This window comes from Pusillimonas sp. ANT_WB101, assembly GCF_008369125.1.
Lineage (GTDB): Bacteria > Pseudomonadota > Gammaproteobacteria > Burkholderiales > Burkholderiaceae_B > Allopusillimonas.
The window spans coordinates 1,500,618-1,514,457 of sequence record NZ_VOAY01000001.1 but is presented as its reverse complement, the minus strand read 5'-3'; the positions used below and the strand labels follow the sequence as shown (position 1 = coordinate 1,514,457).

Annotated in this window: 14 protein-coding genes; 6 read left to right on the top strand and 8 right to left on the bottom strand. The window is 51.1% G+C overall.

What is annotated here, in order from left to right; genetic code table 11:
- Positions 1-186 precede the first annotated feature (186 nt).
- Positions 187-477, top strand: coding sequence for a CopG family ribbon-helix-helix protein (locus FQ179_RS06825; RefSeq protein WP_149396459.1), 291 nt, complete (start codon positions 187-189; stop codon positions 475-477).
- A complete protein-coding gene (locus FQ179_RS22895) occupies positions 477-620 on the top strand; it encodes a type II toxin-antitoxin system RelE/ParE family toxin (protein WP_370459840.1) in 144 nt (47 codons plus the stop codon). The genes FQ179_RS06825 and FQ179_RS22895 overlap by 1 nt, the downstream gene beginning before the upstream one ends.
- Positions 621-757: 137 nt before the next feature.
- Here the strand turns inward: FQ179_RS22895 and FQ179_RS22650 are convergent, their stop codons facing one another.
- Both FQ179_RS22650 and FQ179_RS06815 read right to left on the bottom strand, forming a co-directional pair.
- Complete coding sequence (locus FQ179_RS22650; RefSeq protein ID WP_255474922.1) at positions 758-1,030, bottom strand: hypothetical protein; 273 nt, start codon at positions 1,028-1,030, stop codon at positions 758-760.
- Complete coding sequence (locus tag FQ179_RS06815; RefSeq protein ID WP_149396458.1) at positions 1,027-2,670, bottom strand: serine hydrolase; 1,644 nt, start codon at positions 2,668-2,670, stop codon at positions 1,027-1,029. Before FQ179_RS06815 ends, FQ179_RS22650 begins: the two co-directional genes overlap by 4 nt.
- A gap of 188 nt (positions 2,671-2,858) precedes the next feature.
- Here FQ179_RS06815 and FQ179_RS06810 point away from each other — a divergent pair, with 188 nt between their 5' ends.
- A complete protein-coding gene (locus tag FQ179_RS06810) occupies positions 2,859-3,608 on the top strand; it encodes a carbonic anhydrase (RefSeq protein ID WP_149396457.1) in 750 nt (249 codons plus the stop codon).
- Positions 3,609-3,974: 366 nt separating this feature from the next.
- A complete protein-coding gene (kch, locus tag FQ179_RS06805) occupies positions 3,975-5,168 on the top strand; it encodes a voltage-gated potassium channel protein (protein ID WP_149396945.1) in 1,194 nt (397 codons plus the stop codon).
- A gap of 233 nt (positions 5,169-5,401) precedes the next feature.
- Here kch and FQ179_RS06800 read toward each other — a convergent pair whose 3' ends face one another.
- The 5 genes from FQ179_RS06800 to FQ179_RS06780 all read right to left on the bottom strand — a co-directional run bounded on the left by FQ179_RS06800 (position 5,402) and on the right by FQ179_RS06780 (position 10,799).
- Positions 5,402-6,271, bottom strand: coding sequence for a class I SAM-dependent methyltransferase (locus tag FQ179_RS06800; RefSeq protein ID WP_149396456.1), 870 nt, complete (start codon positions 6,269-6,271; stop codon positions 5,402-5,404).
- 211 nt (positions 6,272-6,482) lie between these two features.
- Positions 6,483-8,189 carry a TRAP transporter large permease subunit gene (locus FQ179_RS06795; protein WP_149396455.1) on the bottom strand — a complete coding sequence of 569 codons (1,707 nt, stop codon included), beginning with the start codon at positions 8,187-8,189 and terminating at the stop codon, positions 6,483-6,485.
- Between the two features lie 2 nt (positions 8,190-8,191).
- Positions 8,192-8,806, bottom strand: a complete 615-nt coding sequence (locus FQ179_RS06790; protein WP_149396454.1) for a TRAP transporter small permease subunit — start codon at positions 8,804-8,806, stop codon at positions 8,192-8,194.
- A gap of 103 nt (positions 8,807-8,909) precedes the next feature.
- Complete coding sequence (locus FQ179_RS06785) at positions 8,910-9,998, bottom strand: TRAP transporter substrate-binding protein (protein ID WP_149396453.1); 1,089 nt, start codon at positions 9,996-9,998, stop codon at positions 8,910-8,912.
- Positions 9,999-10,010: 12 nt separating this feature from the next.
- Complete coding sequence (locus FQ179_RS06780) at positions 10,011-10,799, bottom strand: aldolase (protein ID WP_149396452.1); 789 nt, start codon at positions 10,797-10,799, stop codon at positions 10,011-10,013.
- A gap of 230 nt (positions 10,800-11,029) precedes the next feature.
- On the opposite strand from FQ179_RS06780, the gene FQ179_RS06775 reads away from it, so the two are divergent.
- Positions 11,030-11,623 (top strand): helix-turn-helix domain-containing protein, encoded by a 594-nt coding sequence (locus FQ179_RS06775; protein WP_255474861.1) that lies wholly within the window; start codon positions 11,030-11,032, stop codon positions 11,621-11,623.
- Between the two features lie 152 nt (positions 11,624-11,775).
- Here FQ179_RS06775 and FQ179_RS06770 read toward each other — a convergent pair whose 3' ends face one another.
- Positions 11,776-12,792 (bottom strand): amino acid ABC transporter substrate-binding protein, encoded by a 1,017-nt coding sequence (locus FQ179_RS06770; protein ID WP_149396451.1) that lies wholly within the window; start codon positions 12,790-12,792, stop codon positions 11,776-11,778.
- A 193-nt stretch (positions 12,793-12,985) separates the two neighbouring features.
- Between FQ179_RS06770 and FQ179_RS06765 the strand changes: the two genes are divergently transcribed.
- Positions 12,986-13,720 carry an aspartate/glutamate racemase family protein gene (locus tag FQ179_RS06765; RefSeq protein WP_255474860.1) on the top strand — a complete coding sequence of 245 codons (735 nt, stop codon included), beginning with the start codon at positions 12,986-12,988 and terminating at the stop codon, positions 13,718-13,720.
- Positions 13,721-13,840: the final 120 nt, after the last annotated feature.

Here is a 13,840-nt window from a genome sequence, read left to right as displayed (position 1 = left end):
GTAACTGGATCGGGTGTGGCTGCTTGGGCATGACAGTGCTGCGGCCATGCAAAGCATTATCGAATGATGACACGTATGCACGGCAATGGGCAGGAGTTCGGATGGCGACCCAATGCCATAAGCCATTCACAGTGTCTTTATATCGTGTTATTCTGTATGTACTGTGTAACACATGTGGGTTAAATAATGATCGCAGCGACAGCAACATTTACCTTTCGGGTTGAAGAAGATCTCAAAAGCGAGTTCGCCGCAGCGGCTAAGTCCCGTGACCGCACCGGGGCGCAGCTACTGCGTGACTTCATGCGCGACTATGTGCAACAGCAGCAAGACGCGTCTGAGCACGACGCCTGGTTTCGTCGTCAGGTACAAATGGGCATAGACTCAGCGAATGCTGGCAATCTGATCCCCGCTGCTGATGTCGACGCTAAGTTTGCAGCAAAACGTGCAGCCACTCGCCGTCGCCTTGACTCTGAATAATGAAGCTGTTCTGGACACCAGAGGCAGCGCAAGACCGGGACGAAATTTACAATTACATCGAAGCCGACATTCCGGTGGCCGCGATGGCCCTTGATGAATTGTTCGAAAGAAAAGCTGGTAGCCTGGCCGATTATCCCGGCTGAGATCGGTCAGGGCGTATGGCTGGCACGCGCGAGCTGGTCGTACACGCTAACTACATTTTAGTTTATGACTTGGTGGGTGACATTGTGCGCGTGCTCCGTATTGTGCACGCTGCCAGGCAATGGCCGAAGCGGCCATCTCAACCGCCTTCTTCACTATCCGATTTTAATGTGGTTTCCAGCATATCCAGTAATTGTGAAGCACGATACGTATTGTCTGCCGTTACGGCAAAAACAAACTGCTGGGTAACTGAGTACCCCTGTTTTTTTGCGGCCTGAAGATGGCGTACTTCTTTTTCGTTTAAATAAGGCTGCAATGTTTCTAGCTGTTGCTTCGTAACAGAGGCGACGTTATGAAGTCGCACCTTTCTTCCATCAAAAGCAACAATCATAAAATCAGCAAGGCGTTTCATTGTCTGTGGGTCTTGTGCCAAATAGCGAGACCATTCTGGTTTAGATAATTCACCGTGAAGCCGTTGACCTTATCTTGCTCCACTGTAAAGGCGACCGATGAGCGTGACCCGGTGGGTGCGTTTTCACTGAGCGGCATAACTGCAAAGGTGTTGCCGTTCCAGTGACTTATGGGCATTGGGTGCTTGGCAGGGCCCATGGCGAGTACCAGCTTATTGCCTTCCAGCGTGATCTCGGCAGGGCCAAAGTAAGGGCTTTCGTACTGACCCGTGTAGGTTTCAAGCGGCTGGGCTGGTTGTGGATTAACCGGTGGCTTCTCGTCAACCAGATCGCCTTCGGGGCTAAAAAAACCCATCATGTGATCATGATATCCAGCATACCAATCGCGTAGCGGTTTACCGAACTGCACTGTATCCATGAAGTTGGCGTTAATGCTTTCTGGAACACCAACTGGTGCTCCGTTAGTGAGCACCACAATGCCCAGATCGGCAGATGGAAGAATTTGAAACGCGGTGGCTGCTCCCAGCAGGAAAGCGCCAGAATGGCCGAATGAGGTGCGCCCGTTGGCATTAACGCCAACATTAAAACCGTAACCGTAAAAACTGGGCCGCGTAGAAGGCGTAACGGGTTGGCCACTAAATGCGTGCGGGCTCAGCGCGGCCACTAAAGACTCGGCTGAGGCCAGTGGTTCAGCATTGTGTTTGCCATTAGCGAGCAGAAATTTCATCCACTGTGCCATATCCAGTACGTTTGAGGATACGCCGCCGGCCGGTGCCTGAGCATCCGGGGTGCGATCATAAAGTGGCTGAAATTTCCCGTCTTTGAGCGTATGCAAGACAGCGCGATCTGAGTGTGCAAGGTAATCAGCATGCCGTGCGCTGGTAGATTGCATGCCCAAGGGTTTAAACAAGGCTTGTTCTGCCAGATCTTCCCAAGGCAACTTCGCGGCGGCCGCTACCGCTTCGCCCGCGATTGTGGTGCCAAAATTGGCGTAGTGGTATGAAGTGCGGAACGCATCAAGCGGAACCTGTCGCATATGCTCGATTATCTGCGTGCGGTCATAGCCCAAATCTTCGAGCGCGTCACCCGCTGCGAAGGGCAGGCCACTGCGGTGGGCCATAAAGTCGCCGATGCTTGCATGCGCGGTAACGTAAGGCTCCTTCATCTCGAACCCTGGAAGGTAACGCACCACGGCGTCATCCCATGACACCACCTTTTTCGTGACCTCCACGGCAATCACCGAGGCCGTTAACGATTTGGATATGGAGGCAATCTGAAATACCGTAGAGGGCTTTATTTTTTCGGATTGGCCCATTTTTAGTACGCCAAAGCCTTGGGCAAAAACGGTCACGCCGTTATGCACAACCGCCACCGCTGCACCTGGAACACCACTGCGATCCAGCGTGTCCTGCACAAGCTTAGGCAGGGCGGCAAGCGCGGTGCTAAGGCCATTATCAGCTAGCGCGATGGCATCTAAAGCAGGGTTGGTGCCGGCGTTTACGACAGGCTCGTACGCATAAGAAGATGATGCAAGGCTCAGCCCTAACGCGAATACTATGGCACAAGAGCCCGGGAGCAGCGGTGTACCTCGAGCACGCAAACAGCGCTTGATCGTGTTTTGTCTGAAACCTTCGCTTGGCATGATGTTCATCTCCTGAGGGTGTGTATATCAAACCATTACATTCCGTGACGCACAAGTCTTTTCAACTATAGGTATGCAGGCCTACTGAAGTAACGCGTTTATATCTCTAGTTAATTGAAAATATTGATTGTTTCATTATTAATCACAGAGTAATCTTCAGATACAACTAACAAGAGGAGACGAAAATCATGTGCCAATTGTGTGTACAAGACGCTACGGTAAGTAATGCTCCGGCATCGGCATCCAGGCGTGCCGCCCTCGGCATGATAGGGGCTATTTCCTTGTTTGGCATGTCTGCCGTTGCCCCCACCGCTTACGCGAAAGAACCCCCCAAACCCGGAAACGCGCTGTCACCCGATGAGGCGCTTAAACGATTAATGGGTGGGAATGAGCGATATATCTCGGGCAAGACACAAGAGCGCAACTTCGCCTCAACGCGCGCAGCACTGGCCGGCGGTCAAAACCCTTACGCTTGCATTTTGAGTTGTGCCGATTCGCGCGTTGGCCCTGAACTATGCTTTGATGAAGAAAGGGGCGACCTGTTCGTGACGCGGGTGGCGGGCAACTACGTAACCAACGATCTTCTGGCAAGCCTGGAGTATGGTGTTGCGGTGCTGGGCTCCCCACTTATTATGGTGCTGGGGCATACCAGTTGTGGCGCCGTTAGTGCAGCAGTCAGCGCAGTCGAAAAAAAGGCCGAGTTTCCTGGGCACATTCAGACCATCGTCACGGCGATTGCACCTTCTGTGCGTGCCGCTGCAGAACAGCCGCATAAAGGCACCTTGCTTCAGGCGGCTACGCTTCAAAACATTAAGCACAACGTTCAGCAGCTGCAAAAGGCGACCCCTATACTGAGTAAGGCGGTTGAGGCCGGTACGCTCAAAATTGTAGGCGGCCTTTATGATCTTGAAACAGGCAAGGTAGAACTCGTCGCCTAAGTATTTTGTACTCTTCGGGTCATTAAAATGATGCCTCCGTCTTCAGGGCAACAGCCTACGGTCGGAAGTATTCATTTTTTGGCGCAGGAGGCTGATTGGTTGCTCAAGAATACGCCAGGCTATTGGTTAACGTTTTGTTCAGCACACCTAAGGCCTGCTCGACGCTCAATGAAGACACTTGGGCCCATAACACTGTTTCACCCCAGGCACAGTCAGGCTTGTTATTATGCGAGCTTAAAACTCTCTACGTAAAAGCCAACCGCTATGCCGTCAAATGCTACGCCAAGTACGACCAAGACTAAATCGGCTACTGGCATCAGCGCTGCCCAACCCGTGTCGGGTGCGTCCAGTTTTCGAATCAAGTTAATGCTGGTGCGCAATCAAATTAAGCGCATACACGAGTCACTGCCTTTGCATTGGTTGCTGGCCATTCTGGTCGCGTTCAATGGATACACTTTATTGCAGCCGGGCGTCTCCGCTGTTTACGCCTTGCGACCACACTCCTGGAACGAGTGGCTGACCAGCGATAGCCTTAATGTATTCATAAGCTCATTTGGTCTGGTGGAGGTGCCACGGTTGATGCTGGGCATTGGCTTGCAGATCATGGCGGCCGGGCTCATCTTTAAGGCACGCATAGCATGGACAGTGTCCCTGCTTTTATTGGTGAGTACTGCTGGTTTTTTTATATGGCGTTCAGACGGGCACGGTGACTTAATCGCCTACACCATTGTCTTGGCGGTTATGTTGGTCGTGTATTGGCGACGCTTCGACCGCTCTAGTCTGGCCGCTGGCAGCTTGTTTGCCTTGGTTTCCATTGCTTCACTGCTTGTTTATGCAGTATTTGGCGCCCTCTATCTTGGGCAGGAGTTTCAGCCGCCGATTACGGACGTGGTTACGGCGTTTTATTTTTCAATTGTCTCCATGTCCACAGTCGGCTTTGGCGATATAACCCCACATACCAGCGCATCCCGGCTTTTTACTACATCAATCATCATTCTTGGCATCAGTATTTTCGCCACCTCCATCAGTGCCATTGCCGGCCCAATCATAGGTGGCAATTTACGGCGACTGGTCAAAGGCAAAGCACCTACTCCCATGAGAAAAAAACACATTATCATTGCAGGCATAACGCCTCTTGCTCAAAACGTTTACGCAGCGCTGCGTGCACGCGGACACGAAGTGACTGTTATCGTTGCCCCTGAAAGTACACACGGTTACCCAGAAGATGCTGATCTGATCGAAGGTGACGCAACCGATACTGCCGTGTTGGAGGCGGCAGGCGCTCACGACGCGCTGTACATTATGGCATTGCGCAGCGACGACTCTGAAAATGCCTTCATTATTTTGGCAGCCAAAGAAGTGTGCAGTGAAAAAACACAAACTGTCGCACTGGCCAATACCACCACTCACCTCAAGAAAATAAAGCGGGTCGGGCCCGATATGGTGTTTTCATTACAGGCGCTTGGGGCAGAGATTCTTTCGCGTACGGTGGCTGGCGAAGTGATTGATAATGAGATGATTGCGAATCTGCTGTTCCCGTCGGCTGAGCCCGATCATTAGACCGGTTGGTCATCAGCATCGTACGGGTTCATCGGGCTGTTTTAACAGTCTGATTTAAATCTGGCTACAGCCATCAAGCTTATACGCGAGCGACTGTCTTTGGCTACTGCCTTTAGTGTTCTATGGAACCTATGGTCTGCGGCTACTGCGTTTAGTGTTCTATGGAACCCACCGTCTATGGCTACTGCCTGCATTGTCATACATACGCGACCCACCGTCCCAGACTACTGCTTTCAATGTTGTACACGGCCCACTGTCAACAATAGCTCGTTCGGGCCTTGCCAGCCATCGGCAACGTTATAAATATTTAGCCTTTCTTCCATCTCGTTCCAGGCCGCATTTCTTTCTGTTTCGCCAAGTTTGCTCAGCATTTGAATAATAGGCCCGGCTGAGCTTCGCATGAACTTCATATACGCACTGGAAGACGGCAAATTAAACGGTGCAGATAGCACAGTGGTACTCACTTCCTGAAAGCCTGCGCGGGTAAACAGCTCGTCAATGGTGCCTGGTTTGCTGAGACTGAACAACCCACCAGGCTGATAAGGATCGCCTTGCGTCAAGCCTGTATGCTTCAGGGCAAGCTGTATCAAAATCCCTACACTGGGGTTTTTATCGGGCTGCGAGAACACCAAAGTACAGGCTCTTGAACCTGGCTTCAAAGCATGGTGCACGCCGTCCAGCACCTTGGCGGGGTTAGGGCAGAGCATTAGACCAAGCCGACAGATTGCCGCGTCAAAACTTTCCGCTGGCAAATCAAGGTTTTCAGCGTCAGCCACTTTAAACTCAATATTATTAAGCCCAGCCTTTCGTGCATTTGCGGCAGCAAGCTCAAGAATAGCCGGTGAGATATCAGTAGCCAGCACATTGCCTGTTGGACCGGTGCGTTCTGCTGCGCTCAGTGTCTGGTCTCCTGCTCCGGCAGCAACGTCGAGCACATGGAAACCGGATTTTATGCTTGCCAGATCAAGCATGCGCTGGGTCGGATCGGCGAGCCAGTCATGAATTTGAGGCGTGTGTTCGTCCCAGCCACGCGCCGCTGCGTTCCATGTGTCACGTGCCTTTGCCTTGAACAGCTCTGGATTGAATGACTGATTTTCGACCATGAACGTCTCCTGTTCGAGTGCGGAGAACAGACTAAAACAACTGCAATATGCTTTTATGCAGAATAGAGTAATAAATACTTTTAGCGCGATTTAAATTGCATCTAAATATATGTAGATGGAAAAAATCAGCCTGACTTTTTTAATACCTTGTTGACCGTTCTGGGGTGCTTGTTACCGGGCCTTAACCTGGGGTGGTTTTTTAGATGTCAGCTTAGTCAAACAAAGCGTTCAAATCTGGCGTGAGAGATGAGCCTGACTTTGCATCGTTAGTTAGATTCCCAGGGTTAATGCTGCCGAAGTTGCTAAACGAAGATGTGTCAATTTCCACCTTGTCAATGTCTACTTCAGGGCGGCCGGTCTTGTAATGAGTTACCAAGCCGGGATACAAAAGTACCGCGACAACCATAATGATCTGCAATACGATAAATGGAACGGAACCCCAGTAGATCTCGCCGGTGGTTACTCTATTAATCATTTGGCCACTAGCCCTGTCTTTGTAGTCTTTCTTTGGTGCTACGGACCGCAAATAAAATAATGCGAAGCCAAATGGTGGGTGCATAAATGATGTTTGCATATTGACAGCCAGTAGTACACCCAGCCAGATCAGGTCGATCCCCATTTTATCGGCAACAGGACCGATCAACGGCACAATAATAAACGCGAGCTCGAAGAAATCCAGAAAAAATGCGAGCACAAACGTCAAAATACTGACTGCGATCAAGAAGCCCATCTCGCCACCTGGCAACGTTGCTAGCAGCGCCTCTACCCACAAGTCGCCATTGACCGCACGGAACGTCAAGCTGAAAACTGATGAACCGATCAAAATAAATATTACGAAGCAGGTAAGTGATGCGGTCTTGTCGACGGCTTGACGAAGCAGAGACCAATTTAGACGTCGCCGGAGAACTGCCATGATTAGCGCACCCATTGCGCCCATTGCTCCTCCTTCGGTTGGGGTCGCCACACCTATGAAAATCGTACCTAGCACCAGAAAAATTAACGCTAGCGGCGGGATCATTACGAACGTTACTCGCTCGGCAATTTGCGACAGTAGGCCTAGTCGCAGATATTTATTCAAAAGCGCACAGATGAAAGCAGTGGAGCCCCAGACCAACACGCCGCTTACAATCTGTTCGTCTACATGAGTGTTATCGGGCAACAGCAATTTTGCGCTAATTACTGAAGTGGCCACAGCAATAGTCATCAGAGCAAGTAAAGAGGGGATGCCATGGCTACCGCTTGGCTCGACGAATGTGCGGCCCTCAGGCGGGATTGCTGGTGCAGCTGTTGGTCGCACTATTGCCACTACAACTACGTACAGAATATATAGCCCCGTGAGGAGCGCGCCTGGAAGGAAAGCCCCTTTGTACATGTCGCCGACGGAGCGACCCAGCTGATCGGCAAGAACAATAAGCACGATCGATGGTGGAATAATCTGGGAAAGTGTGCCAGAAGCGGCAATAACGCCGGTTGCCAGACGGCGGTCATAGCCGTAGCGCAACATGATTGGCAAGGATATAAGCCCCATTGAAATGACGGAGGCTGAAACCACACCGGTTGTGGCCGCCAGCAACGCACCTACCAGCACCACAGCAATTGCCAACCCGCCACGCAGAGGCCCAAACAGTTGGCCTACAGTTTCGAGCAAATCTTCTGCCATTCCTGAGCGTTCAAGGATCAAGCCCATAAAGGTAAAGAACGGCACTGCTAACAACGTATCGTTTGCCATGACACCGAACACCCGCTGCGGTAGAGCTTGGAAGAGCTCTATCGGCATCAAGCCCATTTCAATGCCAATCAAGCCAAACAGCATGCCATTGGCCGCTAGCGAGAATGCGACGGGAAGACCTAGCACTAACAATACGACCAGAACGCCGAACATGATAGGCGCAATATTTGCCAGAAAAATGGCTTCCATAATCAGGCTTTCCTGTTCGGAGGAGTTTGTTCACGTTCCACCGCAATGCGACTGATTTCTTCAGCTAGGTGCTCCTCGCTGGACTCGCTATTAGCAGTCTGCGTTGGGTCTGCGCACATGCCGCGCAGATAACCAACGCACTTAATCAGATGGGAAAAGGCAGCGGCCACCAAGAGCGCAAAGCCGACAGGAATTAACAACTTGGCTGGCCACCTAATCAGACCGCCAGCGTTTGAGGATTGTTCGTTATTAATAAATGCGTCCATGAAAACTGGCCATGACAACCACATGATGACAATGGACGCAGGCAATATGAACAGCAGTACGCCGAAGATTTCGATCCTGACGCGCGTGCGTGGAGAAAACCGCTGCGATAAAACGTCTACCCGCACGTGCTCGTTCTTTAGCAGCGTGTAACCCGCAATCAAAAGAAACACGGCACCAAACAGATACCACTGTAGCTCCAGCCAAGCGTTAGAGCTTATGCTGAACAACTTACGAACCAGCGCATTGGTAGCACTGACGATAACGGCGACAAGAATCAGCCAGCTGACAGTCCGCCCGACAAATATGTTGACGGCGTCAATCAGCCGCGATAACTCAAGAAGAGTTTTCATGATTGTGTAATGTGCTGAATACAGCCCGTAGCGTGCTTCAGATAATGCCGGCACAGTGGCAGATAACGAAGACGCCCGGGATGCTGTATTGAGGAAATAGAGGCTACAAGCCTTGCTTACGTGTGGCCATCAGGTAGCTTGCTGCAGCACCGTCGTTAACACTAGCCCACAAAAGCTGGTCGTCACGGAAGGCTCGCCAAGAGGTCAGCACTTTGGCAAAGTTTTTGTCCTTCGCGCTGTAGTCATTTAGTACTTCTCGTGTTGCACTTTGCATGGCATCCATTACCTCTCGCGGCCAAGACTTTAGTTTTACACCTTCGCCTACCAGCAGTTTGAGTGCATGAATGTTTTTTGCATCGTACTTGGCAAGCAGATCACTAGCGGCAATGGCACAGGCGGCGCGAAGAGCCGCTTGGTATTGAGATGGCAGCTCAGCCCATTTGTCGCGATTGACATTGAATGCCAAATTAGCACCCAGTTCCATCACGCCTGGCCCATAATAATACTTCGCAACTTTAGCAAACCCGAGCTTCTCGTCATCGTAGGGGCCGACCCATTCGACGGCATCGAGCGATCCCTTCTCCAAAGCTGGATAGATATCGCTGCCGGCAATCTGCTGAGGAATTGCACCCAGTTTTTGGTACACCATACTAAGCATGCCGGGGGTGCGGATCCGCAAACCTTTAAAATCTTCAGGTTTCTTGATTTCGTCGCGAAACCAGCCGCCCATTTGGGCGCCTGTGTTACCACACGGTATGACGATGGCGTTAAACTTTCCGTAGAGTTCCTCCATCAGCTCCTTTCCGCCACCGTAGGTAAGCCAAGCCGTTTGTTGACGAGGAGTCAGGCCAAACGGTACTCCTGTGTCAAAAACAAGAGCAGGCTCTTTTCCTAGATAATAAAAACCGGCCGTATGCCCGCATTCCGTAGTGCCGTTCTGCACTGCGTCAAGAACCTGCAACGGTGGCACTAACTCTCCCGCTGCGAAAGGCCTAATCGTGAATTTTCCGTCTGTCAGAAGTGATACCTGCTCAGCGATGACTTCGGCTGAACCCCAAACCGTATCGAGAGATCGGGGAAAGCTGCTGGGCATGCGCCAGCTGATTTTGGGTGTGCTTTGCGCTATCGCGGGCGCGGCGATGGCGGCACCTGCGGTGCCTGCGGCAAGGGTCAAAAATTTACGACGTTGCATTGTGAGATCCTATTAGACAAGACAGTCAGGCGTTTCACGCAGCACGCGGCGCGCAAAATAGGCAAAGGTCAACTCCAGAATCCGGGGCTTGACCAGGAAGTCATGCGATTCGCGAGCAAGGTCGGCCGGTACGGGTATAACAGGTCCGATGGCACGTGCCTTGAGGTGCATGGCTGCAGCTTGCTCGAGCCAAAGAGCCATGACGGAGGCTTCTTCGATTGTTTTTCCGACAGTAAGCAGCCCGTGGTTGGCCAGAAGGATGGAACGTTTGTCGCCCAATGCCTCTGAGATGATCTCACCCTCATCGTCGCCAATGGGTAAGCCAGGCCATGCAGGCAAGTAAGCACAGTCGTCGAAGAAAGGTGTTGCGTCCATATGAGCAACAACCAATGGCTCACCAACCATTGACAGAGCCGATGTGGCAGGTGGATGAGTGTGCACGATACATTGCACATCCGGACGATGACGGTATACCCAAATATGAAATCGGTTTGCGGGATTCGCCAACGATTTGCCATCAAGCGCGTTGAGGTCCTCGTCAATCAGTATTAGCTCACTGGCTTGTGCTTCGTCTGCGCCAACGCCGAAAGGCAATGTCCAAAACGTACCAGGCTGATCGCCTCGCGTAGTAAATTGCCCGGCTAACCCGCTGCTCCAATGCCCTTGGGCCGCCAACATGCGACATGCGAGTGCCATTTTTTGAGCAGTATTCCATTGCTCGGTCGGCGCAGAGCGCTCTTCGATTTCACGATCAACACGTTTTCGTAACGCGTCCTTTTCCTGCGTACTGTATTGCTGCATCGTCCGACTCCCGATAGATATACTTCGGACATCAAATGTCCATAGGTCAACTAGTTGTCCAAGTTTAACCTGACTGAGAGTAGGGGATATAAGGCTTTTCCCTATATGTCGCAGAAAATCCCTTGTCGCGGTGTCGCAAGTTCATGTGGGCCTGCTATGTGCAAAGCGCTTGGTCTACCGTCTTGAATGCCTGGCATACAATTGTGGCTCTGAGATTTACGATGCTGCTCATGCTTAAAAGTACTCAAACTAATTTTGATCTTCCCGATGTGCGCCAGATCGGATTTCGGATCCGCTCCGCACGTCGGCGGAAAAAGCTGACTCAGGCCAGCGTTGCAGCGCGCGCCGGTATAGATAAGGGCCATCTCTCTCGTATCGAACGCGGAGAAAAATCTGCGTCGCTTGGGACGTTGCATATGTTGTCAGTTGCTTTGGACACCAGTCTGTCGCTTCTGTTGGGTGAAGGCAATCCGAAGGATGAAGTTCGCGTGACGCGCGCAGCAGGAGCGCAACAGGTTGAAGGTTCCGAGGCGTTAGAACAAGATGGCCACCACAAAACACTGCTTGCTGGCGGGCATGATAGCCGGCTGTCCATGATGATGGTGCAAGTTAGCAAACAAGGTGGGCAAGAATCTGCAGCTCACGGTGGAGAGGAGGTGATCTTTGTACTCGAAGGTAGCGTGCGTGTTCAGTTCGACAAGCATCGTGTCGTATTAGCCCGTTACGACAGCGTGAGCTTTCCAGGCTATTTGTCTCACAGCTTATGCGCAGAAGGCAGTGAAATCGCTCGGGTGCTTATTGCGATTTCTGGCGAAACCATATAGAGTGATCGCTGACTTTACAAGGTGTATTGTGGATTTTGCGGCGACTACTACACTATAGCTGCGAATGGTTGTTACGACCTTCAATTGGCGCGCCAACCATCCCGAGTATTAGTCCATCAGCGAAAAAACACATCAAGCTTGCATGCGTTAGCCTAACGTAATGGCCATCCATACATGAGGCCACCGTCCTTCCATTGAGCGTCCAGACCGCGTTCAAGGTTCATCGGCGTATCTTTACCCAGAGTGCGAGCAAAGCTCTCCCCGTAGTTGCCGACCTGTTTGATGATGTTATACGCCCATTTATCGTCGAGTCCGGCGCCTTTGCCCAACTCGCCTGTCACACCTAGAATGCGCTGTACATTTGGATTGCTACTTGTCATCATTTCATCGACGTTTTGGGACGTGATGCCGTACTCTTCGGCTTCGAGCATCGCGTTGAGCGTCCAGCGCGCCACGTTAAACCACTGGTCATCCCCCTGACGGACCATAGGGCCATTGGGTTCTTTCGACAGATCATCGGCTAAGATTTCGTATTCGTCAGGCTTGTCGAGTGTGGTTCGAATAGATGCAAGTTGTGATTTATCGCTGGTAAATGCATCGCAGCGGCCTCCTACGAAGGCTCGTACCCCCTCCTGGACATCGGCCACGACCACCGTTTTGAGATCCAGTTTTTGTGCACGCGACCAATCTGCCAGATTCAATTCTGTCGTGCTTCCTGTTTGCACACAGACCGCCGCTCCGCCTAGTTCCGCTGCTTTTTTGATGCCTAGGCCTTTATTTACCAGTATGCCCTGACTGTCGTAATGATTAATGCCAGTACTGGTTAGCCCCAATGTGGTATCGCGTGCCATAGTCGCGGTCACTGTGCGAGTTAACAGATCGATTTCGCCCGACTGCAGCGCCGTGAACCGTTGTTGAGGGCTTAAAGGCGTGCCTCTGAACTTGGAGGCATCGCCGAACATGGCAGCGGCCACCGCTTTGCACATATCAACGTCGAATCCGTACCATTCCCCTTTGCTGTCAGCGACCGAAAAGCCCGGGGTCCCGGTAGAAAGGCCGCACTGCACGTATCCTTTGCTTTTAACCGCGTCGAATGTAGTGCCAGCACTGGCACTCGTGACCGTGAAAGCCAGCGATGCGGATAGCGCAGCCATCTCCATGAATTTCATAATTTTTCCTAAAGAATAAAGTGGGGGATTTGCGAGGTATCGCGTTGATGAAATATTCTGAAAAATCGTATTCGCTTAATATTCTTTAGGACATAAGAGATATCCCTTATGTGAGCTGAGCATCTTCGTATAAATGACGAACTAAAACTGAGGCTATACTACTTAATTAGCAATTTTGTTCAGAATCGGTTTCGTGGATAAAAACTTTAAAGACCCCTTTGTAGGTGTTCTTGGTGGGATGGGTCCAATGGCCGCTGCCGTGTTTATGTGCCGTCTAATTGCTATCACGCCGGTGGAACACGACGAACAGCATATTCCTGCCATATTATGGAATGATCCCCGTATACCGGATCGTCGCTTGGCCTACTTTCATAATGGCGCAGATCCTATGCCATGGATTAATCACGCTATTGCGCATATGGCGCATGCGGGGGCCAAGGTTATAGCTATTCCTTGCAACACCGTGCATTTGTGGTTTGAGAAGATCGCAGCGGCGAGCCCCATACCGGTGCTGCACATAGTGCAGGCCGTTATCGATGATTTGCACCGCCAAGGAATACACAGTGGGCGAGTTGGTTTGATGGGTACGGCACTTACTCTTCAGCTAGGACTTTACCAAGGATTTTTGGAAGCGAAAGGTTACACCTGCATTGTTCTAAACGAGGACCAAGTGGAGGAATACTGCACCAAACCAATACAACTGGTTAAGTTAAACCGTTCTAATGAGGCGTTCGAACCGGCGGCCGCCGGCGTGAATATACTCAGGGAGTTAGGAGCGGATGCAGTTATTTTGGGATGCACTGAGCTGCCCATAGCGGTTCCCCATTACCGCCGCTCTGAGTTGGGGGTTCCTGTTATCGATTCCATTGATGCCCTAGCACACGCTACTTTGGAACGGTATCGAAAAGAAGAGTCCTTTTCCGATTAGTATGCAGCCTTTCATTAAATCGTCATGACATGGTGGATGGTTTACTTCCAGTTTTTTTGGTAACTCATTATTTTTCTAAAAATTTAAATTTAAATTTAAATTTAAATTAAAGATATTTTT

What these genes read in the sequence shown, in the direction of transcription:
- FQ179_RS06825 (WP_149396459.1), top strand. Translation starts at nt 187, where the DNA reads ATGATCGCAGCGACAGCAACATTTACCTTTCGGGTTGAAGAAGATCTC.
- FQ179_RS22895 (WP_370459840.1), top strand. Translation starts at nt 477, where the DNA reads ATGAAGCTGTTCTGGACACCAGAGGCAGCGCAAGACCGGGACGAAATT.
- FQ179_RS22650 (WP_255474922.1), bottom strand. Translation starts at nt 1,030, where the DNA reads ATGAAACGCCTTGCTGATTTTATGATTGTTGCTTTTGATGGAAGAAAG.
- FQ179_RS06815 (WP_149396458.1), bottom strand. Translation starts at nt 2,670, where the DNA reads ATGCCAAGCGAAGGTTTCAGACAAAACACGATCAAGCGCTGTTTGCGT.
- FQ179_RS06810 (WP_149396457.1), top strand. Translation starts at nt 2,859, where the DNA reads ATGTGCCAATTGTGTGTACAAGACGCTACGGTAAGTAATGCTCCGGCA.
- kch (WP_149396945.1), top strand. Translation starts at nt 3,975, where the DNA reads ATGCTGGTGCGCAATCAAATTAAGCGCATACACGAGTCACTGCCTTTG.
- FQ179_RS06800 (WP_149396456.1), bottom strand. Translation starts at nt 6,271, where the DNA reads ATGGTCGAAAATCAGTCATTCAATCCAGAGCTGTTCAAGGCAAAGGCA.
- FQ179_RS06795 (WP_149396455.1), bottom strand. Translation starts at nt 8,189, where the DNA reads ATGGAAGCCATTTTTCTGGCAAATATTGCGCCTATCATGTTCGGCGTT.
- FQ179_RS06790 (WP_149396454.1), bottom strand. Translation starts at nt 8,806, where the DNA reads ATGAAAACTCTTCTTGAGTTATCGCGGCTGATTGACGCCGTCAACATA.
- FQ179_RS06785 (WP_149396453.1), bottom strand. Translation starts at nt 9,998, where the DNA reads ATGCAACGTCGTAAATTTTTGACCCTTGCCGCAGGCACCGCAGGTGCC.
- FQ179_RS06780 (WP_149396452.1), bottom strand. Translation starts at nt 10,799, where the DNA reads ATGCAGCAATACAGTACGCAGGAAAAGGACGCGTTACGAAAACGTGTT.
- FQ179_RS06775 (WP_255474861.1), top strand. Translation starts at nt 11,030, where the DNA reads ATGCTTAAAAGTACTCAAACTAATTTTGATCTTCCCGATGTGCGCCAG.
- FQ179_RS06770 (WP_149396451.1), bottom strand. Translation starts at nt 12,792, where the DNA reads ATGAAATTCATGGAGATGGCTGCGCTATCCGCATCGCTGGCTTTCACG.